Source organism: Kluyvera sp. 142486 (assembly GCF_046569695.1).
GTDB lineage: Bacteria > Pseudomonadota > Gammaproteobacteria > Enterobacterales > Enterobacteriaceae > Kluyvera.
This window is the reverse complement of record NZ_JBKHUI010000001.1, coordinates 259,407-272,289: the sequence shown is the minus strand read 5'-3', so window position 1 is coordinate 272,289 and position 12,883 is coordinate 259,407. Positions and strand designations below refer to the sequence as shown.

Here is a 12,883-nt window from a genome sequence, read left to right as displayed (position 1 = left end):
ATTGACTGCGCTGCATAAAAAACTCCCCACGCGACCGCCCGGAGAGTGCCGTAACTACAGCCCTAACTCGCTAAGCCCTGGATGATCGTCCGGGCGTCGGCCCTGGGGCCAGTGGAACAGGCGTTCATCTTCGCGAATAGGGAGGTCATTCAGGCAGGCAAAGCGACGCTGCATCAGGCCATCCTCGTTAAATTCCCAGTTTTCATTGCCGTAGGAGCGAAACCAGTTGCCGGAATCATCATGCCACTCATAGGCATAGCGCACGGCTATACGGTTACCTTCAAAAGCCCATAGCTCTTTGATAAGCCTATACTCTTGCTCCTTTTTCCATTTTTTCTCAAGGAAGGCCTGCGCCTCAGCGCGTCCGTGGATAAATTCGGCGCGATTACGCCACCAGGTGTCGGTAGTGTAGGCCTGCGCCACTTTCACCGGGTCTCGGCTATTCCAGCCATCTTCAGCAATACGAACTTTTTCAATAGCACTTTCGTGAGTGAAAGGCGGCAGCGGTGGGCGACGGTTGCTCATAAAGATCTCCAGATTGGCGATGTAGACAGATCTGTCTACTTGGTGCTAACGTATCCCCGTCTCCAGAGTTTGTCAACGGTGAAACAACGATGAGTAACGTGGTAAAAAACGGTCCAAAGACCATCAGCGCCAGGGAAAAAATTCTCACCACTGCGCATGCACTATTTTATCTGCACGGTATTCGTGCCACCGGTATTGATAAAATTATCGAGCAGGCCGGGGTGACCAAAGTCACTTTCTATCGTCACTTTCCCAGCAAGAATCAGCTGATTCTCGCCTATCTGGAATATCGCCACACGCGGTGGATGACGTGGTTTAGCCGCACGCTACAGCAGCAAAGTGACGCCGGGCTGGCGCCTGCTGCGGTGCTGGTCGCCACGATGCGGCAGTGGTGGCAACAGCCTGACTTTCGCGGCTGCGCTTTTCTGAATGCGACGGCAGAGATCGGCGATGCGCTGCCCGAAGTTGAGCAGTTGACTCGCGAACATAAAGCCGCCGTTGCCGCCGAACTGGCAGGGCGCTGGCCGGGCCATGAGACGGCGGCGGTAGTTGTGGCGCTGGACGGCGCGATTATGCACGCGCAGATGGGGCTGCCCGTTGAGTCCGTGGTGATGCAACTGGGGCAAATCCTGAATGCGCTGCTACCAGCGGTTAATAGGTCAGCGTAATCACCACCGTGTCGGAATAAACCCCCGCCGAAGGCCACTTCTGCGCGGGGACATTGCCGTAGACCACCAGATTCTGCGGCTGGCCGTCGCTGGAGTACTGTTTCTCCGGGTTGTCAGGCGACCATTCCACCGCATGGGCAGCATCCTGATACAGACCGTAGCTGACGCACTCACCGTCGTGGCAAAGCTGCCGGGCGTTACCGTCCGCGTGCAGGCCATGGCCGATGCCCACCGCATAGGTGGTGCCCGTCGGGCACTGAATGCTGATGTCGGCGGTTGAGCTTGCCTGCAATGTGTCCGCTTCGGCAGGTGATTTGCTGCCAAATTCCATGCTATCGACGTTGACGATTTCGCAGCCATTTTTCACCGTGGCGGTGGCGCTGATTTGATCGGTGACAAGCGTGCCTGACTCCTCGCTGCATGATGGCAGCGATTGCATCGATGATGCCGACGCATAGCGTATCTGAACGCCGGTGGCGTAATCGTAATAATTTCCGGCGCTGATGTTGCTCTGGCCGGGGTTGATTTTACCGATGAGCGGAATGTCATGCTCAACGTTACCCTGGCCGGACGCCAGCGACATATCAATCTGCGCGTAGACGTCACTGTTCTGGCTCAGCGGGTGTCTCAGGTCATACAGCGAGTACAGCGAAAAATAGAGCGGCGTGGTGGACGGCTCATTCTGGCTCATTGGAATCGGGTCGTTTGCCATTAGCTTCAGGCAGGCGCGAACGTATTCCGGTTGCCCGTCGTAGTTGTTGCAGGTGAAGGTCAGCCTGGTGCTGGTCGCGCTGCTAGCGCCAGGCGTAACGGTACCAAAACTCAGCCCCGGCGGGCTGCCGTTCCAGCAGTTTGCCGCTTGAGCGGTGGGAGCGAAGGCCAACATCAGCAGCGCAAACAGGCCGATGATCCCTAGTGAACGAGTTACTGACATAGCGCGTTTATTGACTCCACGGAATGGGTATGGCGAAGCTGTTTCGGTAGCGTCACCTGACAGGATGAAGCGGCCCATTTAACCTCTACATGGCCGCCGGTCGGGGGGTCTTCCAGATAAATCTTTCCTTCATAGCCCGCAATGGTTTGCTGAGTGCCGTGTGCGGGCGCTTCACCGGCTGCGGTCAGTACGTTAACCTGCGCCGAAAACGGCACCGCTTTTCCATCGACCGTTTTCACCGTCATCAGCAACGCATGGGTTTTGTAGATAGTGAACTTAGCCAGCGCGCCGCTGGCGGCTTTCGGGATCAGCACTTCGCCGGTATAGGGCGCACGATAGGCTTCGTCGAGCTGCAGCACATCGATATCCAACCGGTTTTCCTGATATGCATTGAGGTTGTTGAGAAACAGCATACCGTTCTTATCGGTATGGCCAACGGGCCGATGTTCGAGATAAACCGGGACGTCAGGCACGTTTGAAGTATCGACAATGGCGAACGCGCTGCCCAACATGCGGGTAGCGTACAGATGGCCCATAAACAGCCCCAACGCCCCAGACATTGAACCGTAGTAATCGCTGTTATTGTTCTGGCGGTTAAGACCCAGCGCCATATCGCTCCAGTGGTTACGGTGCTGAACGGTCGCGTGCAGCGTTGCGTTATCGCCGCTTTGGGCCGACATATTCCATCCCCAGCCGGGTTTGTTGGCATCAAGAGAGTGGGCCAGGCTGGCCTGTATTGCATTGCCTGCTTTATCGTGGCTGTCCTGCAGCGAAAGGTAATCTTTGTTCTGATTCAACGGCATACTAAAGTTCAGATACACCGTTGTATTGCGCTCATCGCCAAGTTCCCGGGTGAGACTGGTGGCTAAGGTTATCTGGTGGGTAAAGCTTCTTGACCAGGAGAGACCAACGTACTGTGATGAGGCGTCCGGGTAGGTTTGATTTACCCAGCTTATGCCGAAGGTACCGACCGCATCCACGGTGACGCTGGTGAATGCCGAATCTTCCCGCGTGGTCAGGGTATTGTCCGCCAGGGATGACACATCCCGATAGCCTCGGCTCGCCTGCGAATGGTTCAACGCCACGTTAAAACGACGATTGTTCCACTGCCAGCCTGAGCCCCACTGCGTCCCGCTCTCTTGTCCATAGCGACTGTTTGACGCGTTGGCGTGAAGCACCCCAAGCGAAGGCGACAGCAGGTAATCCCAGCCAGCCCCCTGATTGTGCAGGCTGGCGCTTTGCTCGGTATGCAGTCCGAGGGTTGATTTGTTGCTGATCCCGTAGCGCCAATCTCCCACGCCGACAAACTCACTCTCATAGCTAAACGACGAGTAGGTGTAATCCTTTCGTACCCAGCCAGCGCTCACACCCCAGGTGTTCAGCCCGGCGGACAGTAACTGCGTGGCGCCGTAAAGGTCCAGATTGACTACCCGCTGCTGGCCGTTAATATCGGTAATCACCACTTGCGCACCTTCATTACCGGTGAAAATAGGCGCGGTATTGAGCGTAAATTGCCCCGGATCCACCCGCTGTGAAGAGGCCTTCACCCCGCGAACGTATAGATCAACGGTTGATGGCAGGGTGACGCTATCGGTCAGAATATCCTGCGATGAGGTGCTGAAGTTTGGCTGCGTCGAATAGTTATGGGCGATATTGATACCGCCAAAACGCACGCTGTTGTTCCAGCTTTGGCTGCTAGTAAAGCTGTCACCAAGCGTTATGGAGAACAGTTTATCGACGTTTTGGTATACCCAACTGCTCATCAGACGATGAGTACCGCGTTCACTGTCAGTGGCGTTAGTGGAGTCCTGGGTATTAAACGAGGTGCTAAAAAAACCGGGTCCCAGGTCGAACGTGCGCAACTCGCTGAACAGTGAAGCCTCTTGCTCGCCGTTTTCGTGACTGGTGAACGCATTGTAGTTCAGCGCCAGTCCGCGCACTTCCGGCGAGAGCTGAGAGGTGTGAATCAGATGGGAGCCGTTGCGGTTGGCCAGACGGCTATCGCGCCCTAACCACGCTTTGCTGGCGACGATGTTGATATTCTGACTCAGGCTATCGAACGTTACGTCCAGGCCGTCCTGCGAGCTTAAGTCGAAGAAGCCCTGATTCTCTGGTAACGAGGCGGTTTTGATGTCCAGTTTTTTGGCGTCATTGGCCGAGATATACAGTTTATTATCGATATTTTTGGCTTTAACAAAGCCTTTAATGGCCTGTCCGTTAACGATTGCGGACAGGTAGAGCGTTTCATCATTGGCGGCGTATGCGCAGTGACAGAGCAGAAACCAAAGCGGTATGGCCTTACGGAGTAATATCGATGGTCTGTTTTTGCTCATTATCATTCAAATTAAGTGACAAAGATGACGCCGTATTGATTCCTTTTGGCAGGGGCCATTCCTTTTCACTGTTCGGTAGTACGTAGCCGAGTAACCCATTACTCATCGGCACGAGATGGCTGCCGGATAACAGAGTAATGTTGCTCAGCTTAATGTGCTGCGTGCCGTTGTTGCGGATCCTGAGCATCGCCGGGTGGGCGAGATGGTCAATTGATGCGCTCACGTTTTTTAGGTCCACCGGCTGCTCATGGCAGTTCACAAACACCGGGATGGAGTAGCGCAGCAGAAAGCGCACACCATCTTTTTCCGCCATGTTACTGCTGCCGGGCAGTTCATCGATGACCAGACGGTAGGCGTGTTCGGTATCACCGCTGGGCGGCACGGGAAGAATGACGCGGATAAGCTGCTGACGGGCCGCAGGGATTGTGGTCATTGGCGGGCTGACCAGTAAATCCTCGGTTTCACTTAGCGCGTCTGCATTGTTTTGCTGATGCCAGGCGTATACCCGGATTTGTGCACCAATGGCGGCGCTACCGACGTTTTTAACGTAGATCGCCTGCGCCGTTTCACCAGCGCAAAAGCCAACGTTAACCGGGTAAACCTGCAGGGTTGCAGCATAGGAAGAAAGGGCAAATAACGAGCCCAATGTCGCGAGCAGGATGCCCGCCAGTGTGCGTTTCATATGCTACTCCCCAGGAGGTGTATCAGTAGGTGACGGTCAGGGTCACGGTATCGGCATACACACCAGCGGGTGCCTGTGAAAGCGCGTCTGCAGTGACTTTGCCGTAGATAGGAATGACCTGCGCCGTGCCGGTACCGGTTTGTGGAATGCCGGTGGTGGAAAGTTCGCTCGTATCTTCCGCATTGCTATAAAGGGCGTAGGCTACTTTATCGGTACCGTCTTGATTCGACATGTTGTAGTCGTGGCTTTTTTCGCTGCTGAGGTTATAGCTCGTGCCGGTAGTACAGGTCACAGTCGCATTTGCCGAAGCGGTTGCATCGCCGGAATCGCTGGCACGAGAACCAAAATTCATATCGCCCACGCTTATCTGGCAGGATTTCTCAACGGTCAGATTGACATGCATGTCGGCACTTCGAGCCTGGTCTGTTCTTGCTGCGTTATCTGCAAAGGCCGCAGCCGAAAATAAAATGCTAATCGCAGTCAGAGTTAATGCAGTGGCTTGACGGTTAATCATTTTAAAACTCACTAATTTTTCGATTATTTTGGGGTGGGGTGTTAACGGGGGCGGAGAATAAAGATTAAGAAATGTCTTGGATTGAGCAATTGTGCTATGTCTAAGAGATGTGAATGGCAGGATCTGATATTAACAATCGATAGCTAAGACTTAAGGTTTGCGCAATGCCTGACAGCATTGCGCAATGGCGATTAACGCAGGGTGCGAATCGCTGCAATCAGACGTTCGACGCCTTGTTCCAGCTTCACGCGCGGGCATCCGGCGTTGAGGCGAATAAAACCGTTACCTTCTTCGCCGTAGGTGTAGCCCGGCATAATGGCGACCTTTTGCTGCTTAATTAACACTTCCTGCAGTTTACGATCGTCAATATTCAGCGGACGCAAATCAACCCATGCCAGATAGGTTGCCTGTGGCATAAACCATTGCAATTCCGGGAAGGCGGCGTTTAGCGTCTTCTCGATATAACGCATATTTTCCTGCAGATATTCGCGCAGCGCATCCAGCCAGGATTCACCCTGTTCGTAAGCCGCAATATGGGCAACCAGCGCGGGAACGGAAGGGGAAGAGAGGCCATCGCGGTTTTTCAGCGCAGTGAGATAAGCTTCGCGTGCAGCGTCATCGACAATCATGCCGTAAGCGCCGGTAAACGCCGGGATATTGAAGCTTTTTGACCCTGAAGTGAACAGCGCCCACTCGCCGCGAGCCACTTCGCTCCACGGAATATGCTTATAGCCTTGCCAGGTCATATCCATATGAATTTCATCGCTTATCACCCGCACGTTATGTTTTTCGCACAGGGCCGCCATGGTCTCGAGCTCTTCACGCGTCCAGACTTTGCCCGTCGGGTTTTGTGGGCTGCACAGCAACAGCACGCTGTTCTGTGGTTCAGCAAGTGCGGCTTCGAGTTTGCCCATATCGCAGAACCACTGACCATCGTGCTTATCCATCGGCACGCCAACCGCGTGGCGTTGATTTCCTTCGATGGTTTTAAAAAACGCGTCGTAGGCAGGGGTATGTACCACGATGCCGTCGCCAGGTTTTGACCACTGGCGGATCATCTCAGCCACCATATAAATGACGGAAGGGCCGTAGACGAGGGTGTTGGTGTCAATCACCGCCTGAAAACGGTGGGCGTACCAGTGGGCGATAGCCGGAAGAAACTCATCGTTTTTCCAGCGGCTATAGCCAAATACGCCGTGAGAAAGACGTTTGCTCAGCGCGTCCAGAATGCAGGGGGCGGTGGCAAAATCCATATCAGAAATGGTAAACGGCAGCAGGTCGGCGTCGCCAAAGCGGTCGGCAACATAGTCCCATTGGGTGCACCAGGTGCCGTGTCGGTCAATCACCGTTGAAAAATCAAACATGTGGAGATCCTAACGAAGGGAAGATTGGGCTATTTTGCCCCTGTTATGCACAGGGGCAAAGGGCTTTACGCTTGAACGGAGTTCATCAGTACCGACATTTCGTCTTTCACCGACTGTACCTGCGGACCAATGACCACCTGCAGGTTGTGCTGGTTAAGTTTCACCACGCCAATGGCACGGTTGGCTTTCAGCGTATCAACGTCCACCTTGTCCATATCGTTTACCGACAGGCGCAGACGGGTGATGCAATTGTCGAGCGAGACGATATTCTCAGCACCGCCCAGTGCCTGAAGGATTACCGGCACGTTGTAGCCAGATTTCCCGGTTGCACCGCTGGTGGTGTGCTCTGTCGCAGGTGCAGTATCCACATCGCGGCCCGGCGTTTTGATGTTAAAGCGCACGATAGCGAAGCGGAAAATCGCATAGTAGACCGCGAACCAGACCGCCGCGACAACCGGTACCAGATACCATTTGGTCGACAGGCCGTGCAGGATACCAAAGACCACGAAGTCGATGATATTGCCGTCGGTGTTACCGATGGTCACGCCCAGTACCGCCATGATGGTGAAGCCCAGACCGGTCAGCAGCGCGTGGATAACGTACAGCACCGGTGCGACGAACAGGAACAGGAATTCCAGCGGTTCCGTTGTGCCGCCGACGACGCAGGCAATCACGCCGGAAATCAGCAGGCCTTTAATTTTATGACGGTTTTCCGGGCGAGCGCAGTGGTACATCGCCAGCGCCGCGCCAGGCAGGCCGCCGAGGAACGCCGGCATTTTTCCCTGAGACAGGAAGCGGGTCGCACTTTCGGAGAAGCCGTGAGTGGTCGGGCAGCTCAGCTGCGCCTGGAAGATAGTCAGCGCGCCGCTGACGTCGTGGCCGCAAACGTCCATGGTGCCACCCGCTTCGGTAAAGCGAATCAGCGCCACCAGAATGTGGTGCAGGCCAAACGGCAGCAGCAGGCGTTCACCGGTACCGAAGATCATCGGGCCAAAATCGCCGGCGCTGTTGATCATATGACCCAGCGCGTTGATGCCCATCGCGAAGATTGGCCACACCAGTGGGATCACCAGACCAACCAGACCCAGCACAACGGTGGTGATAATCGGCACAAAACGGGTGCCGCCAAAGAAGGCCAGCGCATCCGGCAGACGAATGGTGTGGAAGCGCTCATGCAGCATCCAGACGATAATCCCGCAAATAACCGCGCCGAGAATACCGGTGTCGATGGACTGAATGCCGATAATATTCTGAATGTTATTGGCTTTCAGGATCGCAGCGTCGGTGGTTGGCAGAATGCCTTTGGCGGTCAGCCAGAAGTTTACCGCCAGGTTCATCACCGCGTAGCCGACAAAACCAGCGAAAGCGGCGACGCCTTTGTTATCACGCGCTAGCCCCAGCGGGATGGCGATACAGAACATCACCGGCAGGAAGCTAAAGGCGAAGGAGCCAACTTTACTCATCCAGATAAAGACGGCCTGCAGGAATGGGGTATCGAGCCACGGCAGCAGCGTGGTGACGTCATGGCTGCTAAGCGAGCTGCCGATCCCAAGCATGATCCCACAGAAGGAAAGCAGGGCAACCGGCAGCATAAAGGTTTTGCCAAGCTGCTGGAAAAACTCCCAGAGGGTGACTTTTGGTGCGGTATTCGCCGTCATTAAACGACTCCTTAATCCTGAAAAAAGGGTTTCTAACAATCACGGGACAGGAAGATAAAACGTTTTACCATTTTTTAGTGAGAAACAAATCACAAAAGCAAGTGATAATAAGGTTTATAAAGTGAGTCTATTGATAAAACGTTTTATCTCTTGAGTAAAAGGAGCCTCGCTGGAACCATGGCGATTGCAAAAAAAGTCACCATTAACGATGTTGCACTGGCGGCCGGCGTGTCCGTCAGTACCGTTTCGCTGGTTCTCAGCGGTAAAGGGCGAATATCTTCCGCGACGGGTGAGCGCGTCTACCAGGCGATTGACCAGCTAGGGTTTGTGCGTAATCGCCAGGCCGTCTCGCTGCGCGGTGGTCAGACGGGGGTAATTGGCCTGATTGTTGGTGACCTTTCGTCACCGTTTTATGCCGAACTGACCGCGGGGATGACCGCCGCCCTCGAATCACAGGGCAAAATGGTGTTTTTGACCCAGGGCGGGAAACGGGGCGAGCAGATGCTGCAACGTTTCGATGCGCTGGTGTCGCAGGGCGTTGACGGGGTGGTGATCGCCGGGTCGGTCGATCAGGCCGCTGAACTTCGGGCCAAAGCGGCAGAAACCGAAACGCCATTGGTGTTCGCTTCGCGCGCCAGCTACCTGGATGAGGTTGATATCATTCGCCCGGACAATATGCAGGCGGCGCAATTGGTGACCGAGCACCTGATCCGTCGCGGTCACCAGCGTATCGCCTGGCTCGGTGGGCAAAGCTCATCGTTAACCCGCGCCGAGCGGGTTGGCGGCTACTGCGCCACGCTAATTAAGTATGGGCTGCCGTTCCATAGTGATTGGGTGCTGGAGTGTGAGAGCAGCCAGAAACAGGCGTCAGAGGCCATTACCGGCCTGTTGCGCCATAACCCGACGATTAGCGCCGTGCTGTGCTACAACAGCGTGATTGCGATGGGCGCATGGTTTGGTTTGATGCGGGCAGGTAAGCAGAGCGGTGAAGACAGCGTCGAAAGCTATTTTGAGCAGCGCGTGGCGCTGGCGGCGTTTGCCGACGTGCCGGAAAAGGCGCTTGATGATGTGCCGCTGACCTGGGTGACAACGCCGGCACGGGAAATGGGGCAAAGCGTTGCTGAGCGTATTTTGCAGCGTATTGATACCGGGCAAGGCACGGCCAGAAATCTGATTATGCCGCCGCGGCTGGTGGCGCGGAAATAGGGTCCGGAGACGCTCCCGGCGTCGCGATGCTCGGCCGGGCTACAATACCGTAGGCCTGATAAGCGTAGCGCTATCAGGCACGAAACGACCCGTAGCGGTAATAAAAAAGCGCCTTTAAGGCGCTTTTTTATTTATGGTGCTGGGATGGTTGCGGGTTCATCCGGCTGGGTTAAGCCCGGCATACCGAACATGCCGACAAAGTCTTCCAGCGGCATTTTCTGCCCGTTCAGCGTGACCTGGCCTTCACCGTACTGCAGGCTGCTGCTAATCGCGTTGTCCTGAGTGGTGGTCAGACGGAACATTTGGCCCATCGCTGCCAGACCCTGAACCTGCTGCGCGGCCAGTTTGGTCGCATCTTCCTGCTGATAGCCTTCAAGACGCGCGACTTGAGTCATCAACTCGGTTGCCATCTCCATTGGGATCACCAGCTTGGCATCCAGCGATTTCACGCCACGATCGACCTGCTGCGCCAGTGTGGTCGCTTCGCCGGTCGCCTGCGCTGGTTCTTTCAGCGCCAGGGAGAGGTTCAGCGAGCTTTCGCCTTTGGCGTTTTTCCAGCTCAACGGTGACAGTGTCACTACCGGGTCACCTTTCAGCAGAATAGGTAGGGTGTTGAACAGCGCGTCGACCGCTTTTTGCTGATACAGCTCTGGGTTCTGCGCCAGATCCGGCTGCGCCATCAGCGCTTGAGTCTGCGCCTGATACTGCTGGCTGAACTGATGCATCGCCACACCGTCAATACCGTCAACTTTCAGCGTCAACTGGCCGCTGCCGAAATCCTGATTCTGCAGCTTGAGATTATTCAGCGTGTAATCGAGTTGGCTGTTAATCTTTTTGCCATCAGGCGTCAGGGATGATTTCCCCGCAATGGTCATACCGGTTAATTCGGCCAGATCTTTTCCTTCGACGGAGATCGCCAGGCGCTCCAGGGAGAGGGTCTGGTCACCGATGCGCTCCTCAAACGAGGTCAGCTTGCTGGAGCCGTCAGTTTTCAGGTTGTTGAAGGTGAACTGCACCTTCTGATCGTATTCGTTAACCGCGTTGACCTGGCCGCTTTTCGCTTCACCGGTCAGCGACACCAGGCTGCCCTGGCTATCCGCAGAGAGCACGAAATCGCCGCCGCTGAAGGTGACCTTCTCGGCATCTTTTTCGTAATCCAGCGGTTTGAGCGCAATGGCGGATTCAGTATCGCCGTTGTAGCTGATGCGGGTGTTGATATCGAACGGCGAGGTGCCTTTGGCGATGTCGAACAGCGGTTTGGTCACCTCATTGTTGACCAGCACGGTATTCACGCTTGCCATTGCAGGGGCAAGGTTGAAGGACTTCAGCGACGCCAGTGGGATTGGGCCGTGGCTGACGGACTCATCCAGAATCACGCTCTGACCCGGTTTTAACCATGAATTTTCCGCGCCAGCCAGCGGTTTCACCACCATTTTTAGCTGGCTGCTGAAGACACCTCGCTGGTAGTCCTGATAGCTAATCTCAAGACCGGCTTCCGGCGCGCTCAGCTTCAACTGGGCATTCGCCTGAGAGACCATTTCCGCAATATGTGATTCCAGTTGTTTGCCCGTGTACCAGGCTCCACCTGTCCAGACCACCCCTAAAGCGACGATAATACCTGCGGCTACCAGCGTTTTTTTCATAGTATTTGTCCATAAAATGAAACCAGGCGGGGAGGCCGCCTGGTTGAGTCATAAGGCTATGCAAAAGAGTAGCAAGCCTGTCCTGAAACTTCAGTATTTACTTTAACTTATTATATACACGCGCTAAACGGCCGCTGCCGCTGACCTGAATCGGGGATTCATTCGCCGCGACGAACGCAGATTCGCCCGGCTTCAGCACCAGACGCTGGTCGTTCTTGCTCAGTACGGATTCTCCGTCTACGCAGAACAGAATGGCGGCGCCATCCTGAGCCAGCGTGGCTTCGCTGGCGCTAAGGGTGTGCAGGGAGAAGGCGAAATCCTCAACCGGAATCGGGAAGTCAAGCGCCTCGCCGTGCTGCGTAGGCTGAGTCAGCAGTTCGTTTGCCGGTTTGGCGGTGAATTTGACGTTCGCCACCAGTTCCGGGATATCAATATACTTCGGTGTGAGTCCAGCACGCAGGACGTTATCGGAGTTTGCCATCACCTCAAGCCCGGTACCGCGCAGGTAGGCGTGCGGCGTTTCGGCGTAGAGGAACATCGCTTCACCAGGGTTAAGCTGAACAATGTTAAGCAGCAGCGGGGAGAAGAGGCCGCTGTCGTCTGGATAAAATTCAGCAATCAGGCGAATCGCATCCCAGGCTGGACCTTGCTGGGTTTCCAGCGCCGCGCGCAGCACTTTCAGCGCGTGGGTTTTCTCATCGCCCTGCATATTGAGCAGCCCAGCGAAGAGGGCGCTCAGGCGCTCGCTGGTCGGCTGGGCGATAAACTCACCGATAGCCGGGTTTGCGTCAGCAACCGGCTGCAACAGTGATGCGATTTCTGCAAACTCACGGAAGGCGTTCATCGCCAGGAACGGTGTTAGCGCAAAGACCAGTTCTGGCTTGTGGTTTGGATCTTTGTAGTTACGCTCGGCGGCGTCCAGCGGGATCCCGGCGGCGTTTTCCTTTGCAAAACCGACTTCCGCTGCTTTTTTGCTCGGATGGACCTGAATAGAGAGCGGTTGTGCGGCGCAAAGCACCTTAAACAGGTAAGGTAACTCGCCAAAGCGGGCGGCAACGTTAGCCCCCAGCAGCGTGGTTTTATTGGCATCAATCACGTCGCGCAGCGACTGCACGACGCCGTGGCTGTCGGTAATCTTTGAGCTGCTCTTCGGGTGCGCGCCCATCCACAGTTCTGCCATCGGCAGACCTTCAGGATTAGCCATACCGTAGAGTTCCGTTAACGCAGTTTTGCTGCCCCAGGCATAGTTTTGCACTGAGTTGATGAGTTTTTGCATTATCAAGCCCTGTTTCAATGTGGATTCTTTGGGCTGTATTAAAGCAAAAAAATGCGCTGTCGTATGCCGTAGAAATAAAA

The 12,883-nt window shown here is 55.2% G+C and carries 11 protein-coding genes; 2 read left to right on the top strand and 9 right to left on the bottom strand.

What is annotated here, in order from left to right:
• Window positions 1-54: 54 nt before the first annotated feature.
• Window positions 55-525 carry a DUF1348 family protein gene (locus ACLGE8_RS01330; RefSeq protein WP_410995927.1) on the bottom strand — a complete coding sequence of 157 codons (471 nt, stop codon included), beginning with the start codon at window positions 523-525 and terminating at the stop codon, window positions 55-57.
• A gap of 89 nt (window positions 526-614) precedes the next feature.
• Here ACLGE8_RS01330 and ACLGE8_RS01325 point away from each other — a divergent pair, with 89 nt between their 5' ends.
• Window positions 615-1,193: a TetR/AcrR family transcriptional regulator gene (locus tag ACLGE8_RS01325; RefSeq protein ID WP_410995926.1), complete on the top strand. Its 579-nt coding sequence runs from the start codon at window positions 615-617 to the stop codon at window positions 1,191-1,193.
• Here the strand turns inward: ACLGE8_RS01325 and ACLGE8_RS01320 are convergent.
• The 6 genes from ACLGE8_RS01320 to malX all read right to left on the bottom strand — a co-directional run bounded on the left by ACLGE8_RS01320 (window position 1,177) and on the right by malX (window position 8,678).
• On the bottom strand, window positions 1,177-2,127 hold the full coding sequence (locus ACLGE8_RS01320; protein WP_410995925.1) for a spore coat protein U domain-containing protein: 951 nt from the start codon (window positions 2,125-2,127) through the stop codon (window positions 1,177-1,179). The genes ACLGE8_RS01325 and ACLGE8_RS01320 overlap by 17 nt on opposite strands.
• Window positions 2,118-4,460, bottom strand: coding sequence for a fimbria/pilus outer membrane usher protein (locus ACLGE8_RS01315; RefSeq protein WP_410995924.1), 2,343 nt, complete (start codon window positions 4,458-4,460; stop codon window positions 2,118-2,120). Before ACLGE8_RS01315 ends, ACLGE8_RS01320 begins: the two co-directional genes overlap by 10 nt.
• Entirely contained in the window at window positions 4,426-5,142 is a 717-nt protein-coding gene (locus ACLGE8_RS01310) for a molecular chaperone (RefSeq protein WP_410995923.1), read from the bottom strand. Before ACLGE8_RS01310 ends, ACLGE8_RS01315 begins: the two co-directional genes overlap by 35 nt.
• Window positions 5,143-5,164: 22 nt before the next feature.
• A complete protein-coding gene (locus ACLGE8_RS01305; protein ID WP_410995922.1) occupies window positions 5,165-5,545 on the bottom strand; it encodes a spore coat U domain-containing protein in 381 nt (126 codons plus the stop codon).
• 302 nt (window positions 5,546-5,847) lie between these two features.
• Window positions 5,848-7,020, bottom strand: a complete 1,173-nt coding sequence (locus tag ACLGE8_RS01300; protein WP_410995921.1) for a MalY/PatB family protein — start codon at window positions 7,018-7,020, stop codon at window positions 5,848-5,850.
• A 65-nt stretch (window positions 7,021-7,085) separates the two neighbouring features.
• Complete coding sequence (gene malX / locus ACLGE8_RS01295; protein ID WP_410995920.1) at window positions 7,086-8,678, bottom strand: maltose/glucose-specific PTS transporter subunit IIBC; 1,593 nt, start codon at window positions 8,676-8,678, stop codon at window positions 7,086-7,088.
• Window positions 8,679-8,855: 177 nt separating this feature from the next.
• Here malX and ACLGE8_RS01290 point away from each other — a divergent pair, with 177 nt between their 5' ends.
• On the top strand, window positions 8,856-9,884 hold the full coding sequence (locus tag ACLGE8_RS01290; RefSeq protein ID WP_410995919.1) for a Mal regulon transcriptional regulator MalI: 1,029 nt from the start codon (window positions 8,856-8,858) through the stop codon (window positions 9,882-9,884).
• Window positions 9,885-10,015: 131 nt separating this feature from the next.
• On the opposite strand, the gene ACLGE8_RS01285 is transcribed toward ACLGE8_RS01290, so the two are convergent.
• Window positions 10,016-11,527, bottom strand: a complete 1,512-nt coding sequence (locus ACLGE8_RS01285; RefSeq protein ID WP_410995918.1) for a YdgA family protein — start codon at window positions 11,525-11,527, stop codon at window positions 10,016-10,018.
• Window positions 11,528-11,624: 97 nt separating this feature from the next.
• Window positions 11,625-12,803 carry a mannose-6-phosphate isomerase gene (manA, locus tag ACLGE8_RS01280; protein WP_410995917.1) on the bottom strand — a complete coding sequence of 393 codons (1,179 nt, stop codon included), beginning with the start codon at window positions 12,801-12,803 and terminating at the stop codon, window positions 11,625-11,627.
• Window positions 12,804-12,883 lie beyond the last annotated feature (80 nt).

Coding starts and splice junctions, on each gene's coding strand:
- ACLGE8_RS01285 (WP_410995918.1), bottom strand. CDS start 11,527: ATGAAAAAAACGCTGGTAGCCGCAGGTATTATCGTCGCTTTAGGGGTG.
- ACLGE8_RS01310 (WP_410995923.1), bottom strand. CDS start 5,142: ATGAAACGCACACTGGCGGGCATCCTGCTCGCGACATTGGGCTCGTTA.
- ACLGE8_RS01290 (WP_410995919.1), top strand. CDS start 8,856: ATGGCGATTGCAAAAAAAGTCACCATTAACGATGTTGCACTGGCGGCC.
- malX (WP_410995920.1), bottom strand. CDS start 8,678: ATGACGGCGAATACCGCACCAAAAGTCACCCTCTGGGAGTTTTTCCAG.
- manA (WP_410995917.1), bottom strand. CDS start 12,803: ATGCAAAAACTCATCAACTCAGTGCAAAACTATGCCTGGGGCAGCAAA.
- ACLGE8_RS01305 (WP_410995922.1), bottom strand. CDS start 5,545: ATGCATGTCAATCTGACCGTTGAGAAATCCTGCCAGATAAGCGTGGGC.
- ACLGE8_RS01330 (WP_410995927.1), bottom strand. CDS start 525: ATGAGCAACCGTCGCCCACCGCTGCCGCCTTTCACTCACGAAAGTGCT.
- ACLGE8_RS01320 (WP_410995925.1), bottom strand. CDS start 2,127: ATGTCAGTAACTCGTTCACTAGGGATCATCGGCCTGTTTGCGCTGCTG.
- ACLGE8_RS01300 (WP_410995921.1), bottom strand. CDS start 7,020: ATGTTTGATTTTTCAACGGTGATTGACCGACACGGCACCTGGTGCACC.
- ACLGE8_RS01315 (WP_410995924.1), bottom strand. CDS start 4,460: ATGAGCAAAAACAGACCATCGATATTACTCCGTAAGGCCATACCGCTT.
- ACLGE8_RS01325 (WP_410995926.1), top strand. CDS start 615: ATGAGTAACGTGGTAAAAAACGGTCCAAAGACCATCAGCGCCAGGGAA.